General features: G+C 34.1%; 14 protein-coding genes and 1 riboswitch. Of the genes, 2 read left to right on the plus strand and 12 right to left on the minus strand.

The genetic code is table 11. The annotated features are described in order from the left end of the window. Window positions 1–170: 170 nt before the first annotated feature. Entirely contained in the window at window positions 171–1,883 is a 1,713-nt protein-coding gene (locus NX902_RS12970; RefSeq protein WP_172859341.1) for a methyl-accepting chemotaxis protein, read from the plus strand. Window positions 1,884–1,937: 54 nt separating this feature from the next. On the opposite strand, the gene NX902_RS12975 is transcribed toward NX902_RS12970, so the two are convergent. The 7 genes from NX902_RS12975 to NX902_RS13005 form a co-directional block, all read right to left on the minus strand. Next, window positions 1,938–3,650, minus strand: coding sequence for a glycosyl hydrolase family 18 protein (locus NX902_RS12975; RefSeq protein ID WP_095328875.1), 1,713 nt, complete (start codon window positions 3,648–3,650; stop codon window positions 1,938–1,940). Window positions 3,651–3,844: 194 nt separating this feature from the next. Continuing rightward, entirely contained in the window at window positions 3,845–3,967 is a 123-nt protein-coding gene (locus tag NX902_RS12980; RefSeq protein ID WP_268926805.1) for a hypothetical protein, read from the minus strand. 146 nt (window positions 3,968–4,113) lie between these two features. After that, window positions 4,114–4,533 carry a GNAT family N-acetyltransferase gene (locus NX902_RS12985; RefSeq protein WP_341160760.1) on the minus strand — a complete coding sequence of 140 codons (420 nt, stop codon included), beginning with the start codon at window positions 4,531–4,533 and terminating at the stop codon, window positions 4,114–4,116. Between the two features lie 152 nt (window positions 4,534–4,685). Beyond that, window positions 4,686–5,267, minus strand: a complete 582-nt coding sequence (gene thiT / locus NX902_RS12990; protein ID WP_095328878.1) for an energy-coupled thiamine transporter ThiT — start codon at window positions 5,265–5,267, stop codon at window positions 4,686–4,688. Window positions 5,268–5,336: 69 nt separating this feature from the next. Beyond that, window positions 5,337–5,435: riboswitch (TPP riboswitch) on the minus strand. 109 nt (window positions 5,436–5,544) lie between these two features. Continuing rightward, entirely contained in the window at window positions 5,545–6,804 is a 1,260-nt protein-coding gene (locus tag NX902_RS12995; protein WP_341160761.1) for an MFS transporter, read from the minus strand. Next, complete coding sequence (locus NX902_RS13000; protein WP_095328880.1) at window positions 6,791–7,396, minus strand: TetR/AcrR family transcriptional regulator; 606 nt, start codon at window positions 7,394–7,396, stop codon at window positions 6,791–6,793. Before NX902_RS13000 ends, NX902_RS12995 begins: the two co-directional genes overlap by 14 nt. 163 nt (window positions 7,397–7,559) lie before the next feature. Next, entirely contained in the window at window positions 7,560–9,044 is a 1,485-nt protein-coding gene (locus NX902_RS13005; protein ID WP_095328881.1) for an aminotransferase class V-fold PLP-dependent enzyme, read from the minus strand. Between the two features lie 74 nt (window positions 9,045–9,118). On the opposite strand from NX902_RS13005, the gene NX902_RS13010 reads away from it, so the two are divergent. Next, window positions 9,119–10,099, plus strand: a complete 981-nt coding sequence (locus NX902_RS13010; protein ID WP_164463836.1) for a site-specific integrase — start codon at window positions 9,119–9,121, stop codon at window positions 10,097–10,099. Window positions 10,100–10,150: 51 nt separating this feature from the next. Here the strand turns inward: NX902_RS13010 and spoIIP are convergent, their stop codons facing one another. The 5 genes from spoIIP to NX902_RS13035 all read right to left on the minus strand — a co-directional run bounded on the left by spoIIP (window position 10,151) and on the right by NX902_RS13035 (window position 14,639). Then, complete coding sequence (spoIIP, locus tag NX902_RS13015; protein ID WP_095328883.1) at window positions 10,151–11,290, minus strand: stage II sporulation protein P; 1,140 nt, start codon at window positions 11,288–11,290, stop codon at window positions 10,151–10,153. Between the two features lie 257 nt (window positions 11,291–11,547). After that, on the minus strand, window positions 11,548–11,964 hold the full coding sequence (gene fabZ, locus NX902_RS13020; RefSeq protein WP_095328890.1) for a 3-hydroxyacyl-ACP dehydratase FabZ: 417 nt from the start codon (window positions 11,962–11,964) through the stop codon (window positions 11,548–11,550). Continuing rightward, window positions 11,964–12,569 carry a lysophospholipid acyltransferase family protein gene (locus NX902_RS13025; protein WP_095328884.1) on the minus strand — a complete coding sequence of 202 codons (606 nt, stop codon included), beginning with the start codon at window positions 12,567–12,569 and terminating at the stop codon, window positions 11,964–11,966. The genes fabZ and NX902_RS13025 overlap by 1 nt, the downstream gene beginning before the upstream one ends. Window positions 12,570–12,996: 427 nt before the next feature. Beyond that, window positions 12,997–13,869 (minus strand): HAD family hydrolase, encoded by an 873-nt coding sequence (locus NX902_RS13030; protein WP_341160762.1) that lies wholly within the window; start codon window positions 13,867–13,869, stop codon window positions 12,997–12,999. Beyond that, complete coding sequence (locus tag NX902_RS13035) at window positions 13,866–14,639, minus strand: DeoR/GlpR family DNA-binding transcription regulator (protein ID WP_095328886.1); 774 nt, start codon at window positions 14,637–14,639, stop codon at window positions 13,866–13,868. The genes NX902_RS13030 and NX902_RS13035 overlap by 4 nt, the downstream gene beginning before the upstream one ends. Window positions 14,640–14,721 lie beyond the last annotated feature (82 nt).

Below are 14,721 nucleotides of genomic sequence, written 5' to 3' on the forward strand. Positions count from 1 at the left end.
GCTTCGATAAAACGAAATTTGATATATAGTACTATCCATTTTCTTTTGATTCTTTTAAAAAAAGGAAAAAATTCAGCTGCAAAAATATTTTTTAAAAATTACTTATGTACTGCCATATCCTTGCCGATATAGTAGTGTAAATATTATTTTAATTTAAAGGAGAAATCTGCTTGAAACTACTGAAAAATCTAAATATTACTCGGAAGCTTTTTATCATTATTTTAGTAAGTGCCCTTTCTCTGGGAACTATTGGCTACACGGGATTGCACTACATTAAGGATATGGCAAAAGATTCACAAGAAATGTATGAGAAAAGTTTAATACCAATATCCAATCTTATGCAGATGAGAATTAACACAAGAGCTAGTAACGGCTACACTTTAGAACTCTTGCTTACTACTGAATCAGCCAAAAACAAAGAATTAAATGATCAGTTAACAGCTACATCTCAAGAAACAGATCATCTATTGTCTGAATTTTTAAAAGACAACATAACAACCGAGGAAAAAGAGCTAGTTACCGTATATAACGAAGAAATGCAAAAATTAAATGATGCGCGAAAAGATGTAATTTCCCTTGCTTTACAGAATAAAAATGAAGATGCTTACCGTATTTTCACAACAGATGTCGAGGAATATAGAGTCAAAGTAAATGACACTCTGACATCGCTTCAAAACTTAAAGGCTTCCTCCGCAGAAGCTACTTATAAAAAAAACATAGAGAGTGTACAAACAGTTACTATTATTGTCTTTATCATTAGCGTTGCTGCTCTCATCCTTTTATTATTTATTAGTCTTATTATCAGTCGTATGATTGTAAGACCAGTAAAACAAATAAAAGATTTATTATTTAAAGCAGAACAAGGGGACTTTACGGTAAAGGGAACCTATCAATCAAAAGATGAAATCGGCGAACTTACTACCTCTTTCAACCGAATGACGGAGAAACTTCGCAATGTATTTAGTACTGTACAGGAATCCTCGCAGCATGTAGCGTCCGCATCGGAAGAACTTAGTGCAAGTGCAGAACAAAATAGCAGTGCAAGTGAGCATATAAGTCTAACCATTCAAGAATTAGCAACTGGATCTGAAACACAAGTAATGAAAGTAAAAGAAAGCAACCAAGTCATCACAACAATCTCGGAACATACAAATTCAATTGCTGCTCATACGGAAAAAATGTCTGAAAACGTAAAGCATGCATCTGATATGTCGACAGAAGGTAACAAAGCTATTCAACAAGTAAATAAGCAAATGAATTCGATTTATTCTAATGTTAATAGTCTTTCAGATGCAATAAGTATTTTAAATGAACGTTCAGCGGAAATTGGCCAGATAACGGATGTTATTACTGGAATTTCAGCCCAAACAAACCTTTTAGCTTTAAATGCCGCTATAGAAGCTGCTAGAGCTGGTGAGCACGGAAAAGGATTTGCCGTTGTTGCTGACGAAGTAAGAAAACTTGCAGAAGAATCAACGGCCTCTACCGAAAATATTGCGAAGTTAATCCATATGATCCAAAAGGATACTGAGCAAACCATTGAAACAATGAAAAAAGCTTCTAACGAAGTACAATCTGGACTAGATATTGTCCAGATTGCCGGAAGCTCTTTTCAAAAAATAGAGATAGCTGTAAAGAACGTTGTAGGTCAAATCGAAGAAATATCGAATGCCTTAGTTAAATTTACAGAAGGTACAGACATTATTAGTCATACGATTTATGAAGTAAGCGATGTTGCGATTGAATCTGCAAATAGAACCCAGAATATATCAGCAGCAACACAGCAACAACTAGCTTCCATGGAGGAAATTTCTTCTTCTTCCTTATCTCTTGCGAAATTAGCTGAAGAGTTACAAACGATAGTTAAATTATTTAAAATATAAAATGATAGCAAAAACCACTTTCCTTTGTATGGGAAAGTGGTTTTAAAGCATTACTTATTGTTCTTTTTTCTCTAAAGATAAAGCAGACCATGCTGCTTCATTAGCAAAAGTACGCGACCAACTTGCAAGTCCAGCTAAGTTATACTTTTCGACTAATTCTGCTCTCTTTGTTAAAGATAATTCATCTTCCAGCCAAATTTTAAAGGTTGATTTCGTTTTTTCATCATAATATTCCCCATAATTTTGACCGCTCGCTTCATCATAGGTAGGGGTAACTTTATGTTCTTTTAACCATTCCTCCACACTTTCCATCGAAAGTGATTTAGAGGATAATTCTCCATTTTCTTTTTCTTCCCATAGTCGAGCATATAATGGTACTCCGAGGACAAGCTTATCACTTGGAACAATATCAAGTAATGTTTCTAAATTCGCTTCAACCCATGGAAAACTTGCCACACTTCCAGGATTCGGGCTTGTTGCCCAATGCTCATCATATGCCATCACAACAAGATAATCGACAATCTCGGCTAAATGGTCTCGCTGTAAGAATGCAGAATAATTCCCGCCAGCTATAAACGTTATATCCATTGATACAGTCAGACCCGCATCATGTAAATAAGGTGTAGCTTCTCTCACAAATTGGGTGATATATTTGCCATCTTCTTCCCGAACATTTTCAATATCAATGTTGATTCCATCTAAATCGTACATTTCGCTATAAACTAAAAGTTGTCTAATCACTGTTTGCCTTTTTTGATAATCCTTGAATACTTCGTGTGTTTTATCCGGATCAAAAGCATTAGAAAATAATCCCCATACTTGATAGTCTTGTTTATGCGCCCACTCAACATAAGCTTTTGAGCCTAAATTACTGACATTACCGTCAGTTCCCTTCAGTTTAAACCAAGTTGGGGAAACAACATTTACACCGTGCATTTTTGATATCTTTGAAGTATCTGGATTTCTAGAATAAACAGCTTCCCATGTTAATTGGATTGGCCCATTGATCTTCTTCAATTTAGGTTCTTTCTGTTCTAATTCAACTTCAACAACCTCTGATTTCCCTTTATCTACATATTTCTTTTTTACAAACCCGGCAATTCCATTCGCTTTTCTTACAAAATAAAAACCATCTACTTCTTTTTCAATTGTTACATGCTCACCAGGTACTAATTCCCCTGTATAAGGAGATCGCAATGCAGCCTCCGAACGCAATCTGGTGAAATCGTTTTTAACTTTTTTCGTAGTAAATATTCCGCTTGCTCTTTCTTGTCCATTTTCCTCTAAAAGCACCACATGGTTATCCTCTACTATAGAGTATTGGATTGGATAAAAGCTCGCTAATGGATCTAAAGCCAAGTAAACTGTTCCATTCTCATCTCTTAATGGATGAAAGGAAAGTTTAGTGTTTTTATTATTTACATAATAGGAAACAGAATCAGACGGAAATTGGATCACCTTATCTTTAGTCGTGACAATAACGGAATTACTATTCTCATCATAAGTGATACTTTCATCTATTTTTTCCTGCCAAATATTTAGAGGCAAATAAACCGTGCCCTTGTCTATAATAGCATTGCCGACTTGTTCTCCATTTAATAATACAGGATTTTTTCCTTTGAAATACTCCACCTTATCCTTATTGGCAAATGGGTAGAACATTAGCATAATGAAAGATATAACGACTAATAATGCCGCTATGATAATGCCGCCAATTAATTTTCTCTTTGTTGGCTTTTTTTGAAATGAATACTTTATTTCTGTCATTTGTACCTCCTTGAAGTAGTCCTTGCAAAACAGATTCTCTCAAAATCTAGACGATTTTCGAATGATAATAGTTTCATATTATCACAGAATTCGACAAAAAAAAGAACCATCCAAACGAAAAGATGGCTCCCTTTCTTAAGGAATAGCTATACCTCTATTCTTTTTTCGATTTCTCAACTCGTATGTCTTTTCTATTATAAATCTTTTAAATTTATCTTTTTAAAAGTAAAAGAAAAGAAAACACTGCTAATCACATAGTAAATACCTAAAATAGCAAAGCAGTCTGTTGCAACTACCATTAACTCTTTCTGTTGCAAGATATATCTCCAACCGAAAGAACTAATCAAAAATATTAATGGGAAAAATAAAAATAAAAGGATGAATATAAAATTACTCTTATTGTTCATTACTAACTCTCCTCTCACTTCTGGAAGTGCGTCTTAATTCGCTCATAAATACCTTACTAATTATACTCAAGGAACGTTTTCCTAAATCCATAAAATGACCGGAAGCCTTTGCTTTCATAGTAAGTATTAGAAGTACTGCTAGCCAGCATTTCTACTCTTGTTGAGGGGTATTTACTATGTACATAGTATAAGAGTTTTTCCCCAAGACCAATCCCTCTATAGTCCGGAGCAATGAGTAACTCACAAATAAACAAAGTAATCGATCGATCGATAATGCCTCTAATATAGCCTATTAATTGATCATTAAGAGTGGCAACATAGGCTGCATTCGAATGATTCCAGGCAGACTTAGTATCTTCTTTCTTCTCTACTAAGTTAGTCCATTGTTCTCGTTTATTTAATTCATGAATTGATTGGAAATCGTCCTCTTTATATGGACGAATTTGAATACCTAACCCATTTTTTAAATTAATCATTTTCGCACACCTACTTTTCTAATTTTTGAATATCTTAGTAGTTATTGGTGTATTGCAATCATTTCTTATAAAAAATATGATTTTCCCCTTTGGAATATTGTACCATATGATAAGAAAAGACGCTCCTCAAGGAACGCCTTCTTTTGTACTCTTTAATTTTTAGAAGCTCCATTTACCGGTCGATCAAGGACAATGCGCGGAGCAGAAACTAATAAAAGAACTAGAATAATCGAACATAAAATAGTTGCTCCTACGTAGGAACCGCCGTTTACAATCAAGGAGTTGATAAATGGTGACATTCCTTTTGGTGCATAGCTCGCCCAAATAGTTACACCTGCAATGAAATGCCAAATATAGCGAGTAAACCCACCAACTACCACTGCTAATATTATTAAGCCAGTCGCTATTCCTTTTTGTTCCGTTTTTAACGCTTTTTGAATAGAGGAAGCAAATAATCCAGCAAAGCCAATACAAGCAAATGCAACTAAATATTCTAAAATTACTTGCCAGAATGTTAAAGCTTGTAAATCAAAAACTATTTGCAGTAGTCCCCATAAAAATCCTGCACTTGCACTAGCTTTAAAGCCCCAGCGAAATGCGACGATAAAAATAGGTACCATGGCAAAAGAAATCGAAGTATTAAATATTGGAATAGAAGGTAATAAATCAAGGATAAGTGCAACGGCCGCCATGATTGCCACTTCTATCATGACAACTAATTTCATATTTCTCATAAAAAAATCTCCTTTTTTTGCAGACCAAAAGGAGAACTAACGCGCGAAATGAATAATATAGCTATACTATATAAACTCTTCCCACATTCCTACGTTAGAATTAACTAACAGGTTCGAAGGGTCAGATCGATTGATCACTCTCAGCATTACGCTCCCCTTGTGGTTTGCTTTTTATCAAATTACATTCATTATAACATAGATTCTTATTATAAATAGGCGTTTTCTTTAAATAAATAAAATTCAGACGTTAATGTTTATAGCATCAATAATGAGATTTTTAAACTGTTTGGGTTATGTTCATTTGTTTTTTAGAATTTGTTTCCTTTTTAACAACATAACCCATTAATAACAAACCTAATATCCCAAATGAGAATAATCCTAAAGACATGGTTAAGGCAGAAATTTGAGTGCTTATCGTAATTGCTAAGCCAGCTACTATCATCTGTCCTTGACCAATCAATCCATTCAGAGCTAAATAAGAGCTGCGGTAATTTTCATTCACTAAATCTGCAAGGATGCTTTGATTAATCGGAACATACATCAATTCGCCTATTGAAATAAACAGCATCATCATAATAAGCCATAATGGTGACGAGATATAGGTTAGGATACAATAACTAACCACAAATAAACACATTCCTATAAAATATTGCTTATTGTCCGATATTTTTTTCATCATCCATGTAACAATACCTACACAAAAAACTACCAGTATAGTATTTTCCGCATGAAGAATCCCCACCATATTGATACCATTTACAGTAAGGATTCCAAAAAGGTTAGTATCTTGCATTGTATCTCTTAAGTGAATGGCAATATAATTTGTTAAGTGGCTCTCAAGAGAGAAGATAAGGAAGCAGGAAAGTAAGTAAATCATAAAAGTCCGGTCTTTCCAGACATGAAGATAATTAGACCAAATAGTAAATTTAGATTTATTGTCGCTCCTTAAAAATTTATTTTTCATAAGAGATTCTTTAATAAATAAATAGGTAACTAAGCTTGATCCAAGTGACACAATACCAACTGATAGGAAGAAATAGAAATGATAGTCAATAAAGAAAAATGCTCCTGTGATAGTACCAAGTGCGGTTGCTAAATTTGCTAGCCAATACATCGCTGTAAAAACAAATTTCCGTTGCTCTGCCAATACTAAATCATGAATCATTGCTGTAGATGCAGGGAAAAACATGCCATTAAAAAATAAATTAATCATAAATAAACCTGCGCTTATATATGGTAGATTAATCCGTGGTGAATTAAAGACTGCAATAAAAAGATAGGTTATTCCTATGCCCGCTTCTGCTATTATCATCATTTTTCTTCTCCCGATTCTATCTGCCAAGTAGCCGCCGATTAATGCGCCAACTATACCAGAGAGAATGACTATGATGACAATTACTCCTGTTACCGTTGTTCCGATTAGTGAGCTAAAATAAACAGATATATAAGGGATGATTGCACTTGATGTTAAAGAAGTAACAAACTGTAAATACATGCGGATACGAAGGGAAATATGTAATTGGCTAAATGTTTTCATCGGCATATTCCCCTTCCATACCAAATAAACGGTAAGCTTGATTTGTAAATGTGCTTGTAAACATAGCATGCGCATGATCTGAATAGGTTAACCGAGCTCCCATTAGGAAAGCCAGATATCCATACCCCACCTCTTTGGAGTTACTTTTTGGCAAGAAGCCTTTTTCCATTCCTATATGAACAATTTCTTGAATATAAACTAAAAATAGTTCAACAAATTCATCTAATGCATGAATTTCAGCGAATCTATCTGGCTGCCCAATCACATATTGCACAATACGAAGTTCTTTTTCGGACTCCATGAATAAATTCAGATGTTTTCGAATGATATATTTAAGTTTTTCTTCAGTTAAATCAGTAAGTTCATTTTTGGTTTCATTTATTATCTCCTTAAATAATTGGAGAGGTCTATTTACACATTCTGTAAACAAAGTTTCTTTATTTTCATAATAAGTAAATACCGTTCCAAAACTAACACCTGCTTCTGCAGCAATATCCTTAATGGTTGTTTTACTAAAACCGTTATGTGAAAACAACTTTAAAGCAGCTTGGTAAATATCTTCTTTTTTTTGTTCAGATCTTGGTTTAGCCATTTGAATTCCTCATTTTTTAAATGATTGATTAATCAATCATATTATATAAAAGAAAATATTGGTAGTCAAACTCTTTTTGTGAAATTTTCAAACTATTTATCCCCTTACTAAAAACTCCCTTATTAAGGGAGTGAAGTAAATGTATGTCGTTCGTTGCTGTCACTTATATCGTAAACAAATCCTTCATCTGTAATTTATCTCTTCTTATTGAATGATATTCACAAGAGAACGGCTTTGTTACATAGTCCTTTTTCCATTCATCTTGATAATTTAGAATCTTTTTAATAGCATCCACTATATAATATACTTCTGCGTTACTCATAGTAGGATGTAAGGATATTCGCACCCACCCTGGTTTATGCGAGAAATTTCCTTCTTGTATTTCTTTGCTTATTTCTTTTGAATATGCCTTTGTAATTGGTAGTAAATAATGTCCGTATGGACCAGCACACGAACAGCCACCCCTTACTTGTATACCAAAGCGATCATTCAATAATAGTACAACTAAATCATAATGAATATCTTCACAAATAATCGAGATAATCCCTAACCTATCTTCATTTTCGCTTTCTAGTATTCGAACTCTATTGATTTTCTTCAGTTCTGTCATAGCTAATTGAATTAATTCCTTCTCTCTAGCTGCTATTCTTTCTATTCCCATTTCTTCTTTTAGTTGTATACATAATGCTATTTTAATCGCTTGTAAAAATCCTGGTGTTCCCCCATCTTCTCGTTCTTCCTCCTCTTTTTTGTAAAGGATATCTCCCCACTCATTCGTAAAATCAACGGTTCCCCCTCCTGGCTGATCCGGTATACTGGAATAAATAAGCTTCTTTGACATCACTAGCACTCCGCTCGTTCCCGGTCCACCTAGAAATTTATGAGGTGAAAAATAAATAGCATCTAATCGTTCCTCTTTATCATCAGGATGCATATTCATTTCTACATAAGGAGCTGATGCAGCAAAGTCAACAAAGCAATAGCCTTTATACTTATGCATTATTTTTGCCAGCTCGTGGTAATTTGTTTTCCTTCCAGTAACATTGGAGCATGCTGTAAATGCCCCTATTTTTAATGGGATGTCCTTATATTGCTCTAGCAGAGATTTTAAATGTTCCATGCTGACATCCCCACTGTCATTTGGCTTAATCATTATGACATCTGCATTTGTTTCCAACCATGATAAATAATTAGAATGATGTTCCATATGAGTGACAAATATTACAGCGATTTTCTCTTTTTTCGCACAGGCACAGCCATTCTTTAAACCTATTATTCTTTGTAATTTATTAACAACCCCTGTCATACCAAATCCATCGAATAAAATAATGTCATTTTCGTCTGCATGAACATGTTTTTTGATGATTCGCTTTGCTTCCTTATATGCCTTAGTCATATAAGTACCCGTAATATTTGACTCTGTATGTGTATTAGCAACATACGGTCCTAATTTATGGATGATCTTCTCTTCAATAGTCTTATATAATCTGCCACTTGCCGTCCAATCCGCATATAGCAGCTGTTGCGTTCCATAAGGTGTAGAAAAGGTTAAATTATTGCCAATGATATTATGCTTAATTTTTGAAAAATATTGCTCTAATTTAGTATGATATTGGTAGACAGACTCACCAACTTTAATTCTAATCAATTTAAAATCCCCTTTCTCTCTCCTTCTTTAACCTATGTCAAAATAAGAAGAGAGGTTATTGCATTTCGGATAGTTTGAAAAAAATTCATAAGAAGGATGGAACATATATGATGATTACCTTGCCTGATTATGCACTTGATTATATGGAGAACTTAAATCAATCTGGACGAAGCAAACTTACATTAAAACAATATGAATCTGATTTAAAGAAATTTTTCAGCTGGCTCTCTACATACAAGGAAAATACTAAATTTGAAACAATAAAGGCATTAGGTGCTGATGATATTCGCGCTTACTTTCATTATTTAAAGGAAAAGCAACTGTCACAAGCAACTATACGCCGACTTGCATCTGTCCTTAGCCGACTATTGATGTACCACCAATGTGTTTGCGCCCATGAAATTCATAAACTAGCTGAAGCTGCCCCATTGCGTTCCCTAACTACAAAAGATTTTATTACAAGTGAAGAATCTAATAAATTATTGCAAAACCTGCTGACAAAGGATTTTGAAGGAACTAAAAAATCGGCTCGAAACTATCTGCTGGCAAGAAATTGGACAATTGTGACTTTATTAAAAACCTTTGGCCTGACACCTCTCGATATACACAGTATTAAAATGAAAGATGTGAACTTTGCACAAGGAGAACTAACTCTTCATAGAGAAGAATCTGGGTTCCTTCTCACCATTCCAAATGATATTCTGACAAAATTACGAGCATACTACTTTTCCATTCCGGAAGTCTTGCGGCCAAAATATTATTCTAATGATCCCGTCTTTGTTGCTTTTAACAATATTTCTTATTCTTTTCAATATGATTATGATCGACAAAAACCAAAAGCTCTGTCTGTCCGCGCTATTCAAGAAATGATTAAAGATGAAGTAAAAAGAGCAGGTTTGCGTAAAATTTCTGCAGTCAATTTTCGCAATGCTGCTATATTAAAAGAACTAGCATTAGGCGTAAGCGATGAGAAGGTAATGCATCAATTTCATTTAACAAGTGAAGCTGCCCTTAGAAGGTATAAACAATATTTGCAAAATAAAATCAATAGATAAATAGAAAAAAGCTGGACCTCCAATATAAAAGTTGGTCCAGCTTTTTCTTCGTTATTGCTGTGTCGCATCATTTTCTTCCCAATACACCTTTGAGAATACGTCAGCAAATGCTTCAATGCTGCGATTCAGTTCTCCTTGCGTATTGTCTATCCCACCTACTTCAAGTAGAATAGCACGATCAGAAAAGTTCTGATTGTATACTCCGTTTCCTTCTTCTTTTCCCTTCAAGAATACGCCTCTCGATATTCCAGGGTATTTTTTTTGCAGTTCTGCATGAAGCTTTTTGGCAAATTCTTGATTTTTTTCATAGCCTTTATTCGCATTGCCTATAATAAATAGTAATTTGGCATAGCTTTTACCATCAATCGTAGCACTAGTAGTTTTTTTCCTTGCTGAATCTCGGTGTATATCAATTAAATAGTTTAAATGTTTATTTTCGCTAACTGCTGTCTCCACCACCTCTTTAGAAACGGCATAAGATGAGAAGAAATTCCAGCCTCTATCAAGAAGCTTTTGGTTAATATTTGTTTTATCTAATTGCACGCCAATTCCTTCATCTTGCAATATACTACTTAATTTATTACTTAGCCCAACTACATTGGCCCGTTCATCTGAGCTGACTGCTTCATTTTCATTTGCATTCTTTAAAAGTGGTAGATATGCTTCTAGATTATGAGTATTGTAAACCAATACTGTTTTATTTTTAGGAGTAGTTACTGGAGCTTTATTCTCTGAAGGCTTATCTTCCTTCTCCACTTTTTCTTCATCTACTTCTTTAGGGTTCTTCATAAGCTCCTTAGAAGGAGTTGACTCAAATGGTAGATTAGCAAGACTTGTCCCTTCTTCTGCGACAACTATTTCAGTATGAAAAAAAGTCAGAGCAGGTAGTTCTCTTCCTAAAAGAGTGCGTGTGTCATCTAAACGAATATTAGTGGCAATTTGAAAAAGAATATTTCCGATTGAAAGTCCCTTTCCATCTGATTTTGGAAAAAGATGATTTTCACTATGAAATATTTCTGTATAAATTTCCGTTGTATTTACTGATTTTAAAATATTGGCAACATTATCAGAAGTTAATTTAAAGGAAAAAATAGAGGTCGTGATTCCCGCAATAAGGATAAACATTAGGATGATTCCTAATATTGTTGTATTCAAATATTGGATTAATGTACGTGTTTTGGAGGTTTGCATATAGGTACATCCCCTTTCTCCTTATAGATATATGTCTATTTACTAGAAAATAGTCTTGTAATCTATGAAATATTTGATAGGGAAATGTAATTATTTTAAAGATGATTGAGAAATTTTTTTATTATGTTGATTGCGTAAAATTTATTATAAAGACTATAGGAAGCTGCTATTTTTAGCTATCCAGTCTTCCATAAAAATAAAAATCACCTTCTAGAAAGATTGTCCTTTTCTAGAAAGTGACCAAGTAACTACTTTGCTTATTGAAAGGAAAAAAGAAACTCTGCTTCACAAATCAATTCACCAGCTACTGTTGCTTTCCCACTTGCTTTAGCAAAGCTATTTTTCACCTTTTCAACCATTACTTCCATACAAAGTTCATCTCCAGGAAAAACTGGCTTTCGAATTTTGGAATGATTAATGCCTGCTAATAAGGCGAATTTATTCCTATGTTTTTCTTCGCTATGAATAGCTACTGCTGTAACTTGCGCAATCGCTTCAATTATAAGGACGCCTGGCATAATCGGATTATTGGGGTTTTGCCCCGTCGCAAATGTGTCTTCCTTGTTAATCTGCTTTACTCCAACTGCCATTTTGCCTTCTTTTAACTCTAATATTTCATCTACTAGAGGCAGAGGATACCGACTTAGTATATCCTTCACTTTCTGTAGATTCATCATTGCTTACCGCCTCTTTTATCTAATTCATTTTGTAATTGTGCCATTACATCGCTTAATTCTCTTGTAATATCAGCTGGATCTTTTTTCGTACCATCTTCATTTTTCAAAAAAATTGGATCACCAAATATAACACGGATTTTCCTTCCCCTTAACAGCCCCTTTAAATCCGTAGGACCACTATAAGCTGCTGGAACGATAGGTACTCTCGCCAAGTTTGCAATCGTAGCAGCTCCCTTTTTTAATGGCACATCCTCAGAAGTTCTTGTTCCACTAGGAAAAATTCCTACTATCTTTTTTTCCTTTAAAAGTTTTACTGGCGTTTTAATACTGCTTGGGCCTGGATTTTCTCGATCCACTGGAAAAGCATTAATACTATGCAAAAATTTCGCTGCATTTGGTTTATTAAATAACTCTTTCTTAGCCATAAAGTGAATTTCATTTGGTAATAAAGAAGTACCAAGCGCAACCACATCCACCCATCCAATATGAGAACATGCAACCACATAACCAGTATCTTGCGGTAATTTATCTTTATTGATTACCTTTGTTCTGCCGAAAATTTTTAAGACAACATTTGCAAATCTGCTCGTAAATGCATACATTTTTTCTTTCTCCTTTATGTGAAAATTACTTATTATTTATGTGTAGCTATACTATATGTAAGATTTTTAAAATGGCCAAATACAAATATTCCGCTGTTAAAAACCGCTATCAAAAATAATATCATCTGCTATTAGTACTAGATACTATTTTTTTACTACCTACTTATTATATCTCATTCTCCTTAAAAAAAATAGTATCAAACAACTACAAAATAGGCGTCTTCCACATAATGGATCAACTGTAATTAAAGCAGTAATTTATCGAACTAATTTTCAAACAAGTTGGTGATCAAAGAATGGCCACAACCTTTATTTATCCAAATAATAAAAAAACCTAAACGATCATACGAAATTCTAATGGCCTATCCGTATAATTGTTTAGGTTTATATTTGATTCTAAGTCTTATATCCATGCAGGGTTCCTATATTATACGGTTATCGAAGACAATACTAATCGTTTAATCGTATTTGCGACTCCATCCTGGTCATTCGTTTCAGCAACCTCTAGTGAAGCTTCTATTACATCCTGCCTTGCATTTCCCATCGCCACAGGATATCCGACCTTTGTCAGCATCGAAAGATCATTCATACTGTCACCCATTGCTAACACATCCTTTAAGTGAATTCCTAAGTGATTTGCTAATTTTGCCAGTGCATTTCCTTTGGAGGCATCCTTATGTTCAAATTCAAAATTATAGGTACCAGATGTCACAATGGTGATGCTGGAATCATCTTCGAACGTTTTCCATCCAGTGTCTAGCTTCTCCTTATCAAAGGAAAATGCCAAAATATTATAGACATCAATTGCTGGATTTTCTATTTCTTTATAGCTATCAATATAAGAAAATCCTGTTTGTGCAAATTGAATAGTCGCATGTTTTTCAAGCTCTTCTCTGCTAATTTGAGGATTTGCCGTACATAAACGATCTAGTTCAATGGCAATTAATTGTCTACCACGCTGTGGCGAGTATAGATAATCGTTGCTAAAAACTTCATAATAGTAATCTCTCTCATCTAACCATTGCAATAGATTCATTGCTTTTGTCTTATCCATCGGAAGATGATCAAATAGTTTTCCTTCTGGATCATGGATAGTCGCACCATTTGCGCCAATAGCCCATGTTTTTAGTACGGTTTCTTTGAAAATCTCCATAACATCTGGATAGTTTCGCCCTGTTGCTACAATTACTTCTATTCCTTTTTCTTGTGCACTTTTCAAACTGGCTGCATTTTCTGGACTAATCTTACTTTCATGATTTAAAAGAGTTCCATCTAAATCGGTTACAATACATGTAATCATCCTTCTCCATCCTTCCTGTCTGCCACTAATAATTCCACACCATTTTCCTTTAATAATTGAATAAACCATTCTTCCGGTTCTTTATCAGTGATAAAGAGATCAATATCGGAAAGATTCGCGAATTGGTAAAAGTCAGTGATGCCAATCTTGCTATTATCGGCAACTACAATAACCTGCTTTGCTTGCTGCATCATCTTCTTTTTAACATCGCCGTCTTCTTCGTCAACAATTGTTAGTCCCTTTTCAGATATACCGACAATACCAATAAACACTTTATCTACATAATATTTATCCAATCGTTGAATAACAGAATTCCCATATAAATAGCGATGTTCTTTTTGCATTACTCCACCTAATAAGTGGATTTTCGGCAATTGTTTATCTGATAAAATATCTGCCAAATTAATAGAATTTGTTATCACTGTACATTCTTGATTAATAAAACTTCCGATTGCCTGTACAGTGGTAGAAGCATCTAAAATTATATGATCATTCTCACGAACAAAGGATGCAGCTAATTTTCCAATTGCTTTCTTTTCTTCTGAGACAGCTTTCAATCGATTATGATAATTATCTACTTTGCGATGAGTTTTTGGTAAAAGCGCACCACCCCTTGTTCGAATAATTGCTTGTTCCTCTTCTAGTTTTACTAAATCCCTTCTAGCTGTATCTCTGGAAACATGAAAGAGAGAACAAATTTCTTCCACCGTTATTTTTTCATGCTCATTTAAGTGCTGTATAATCTCCACTAATCTTTGCTCTTGTGCCATATTATCCCCTCAAATTCATTTCATCTATTTACATTTTAAGTTATTTACTTATAAATTTCCATTATAATAAGCAAAATAATTA

Source organism: Niallia sp. FSL W8-0954, from assembly GCF_038005605.1.
GTDB classification, from domain to species: Bacteria; Bacillota; Bacilli; order Bacillales; family Cytobacillaceae; genus Niallia; species Niallia circulans_A.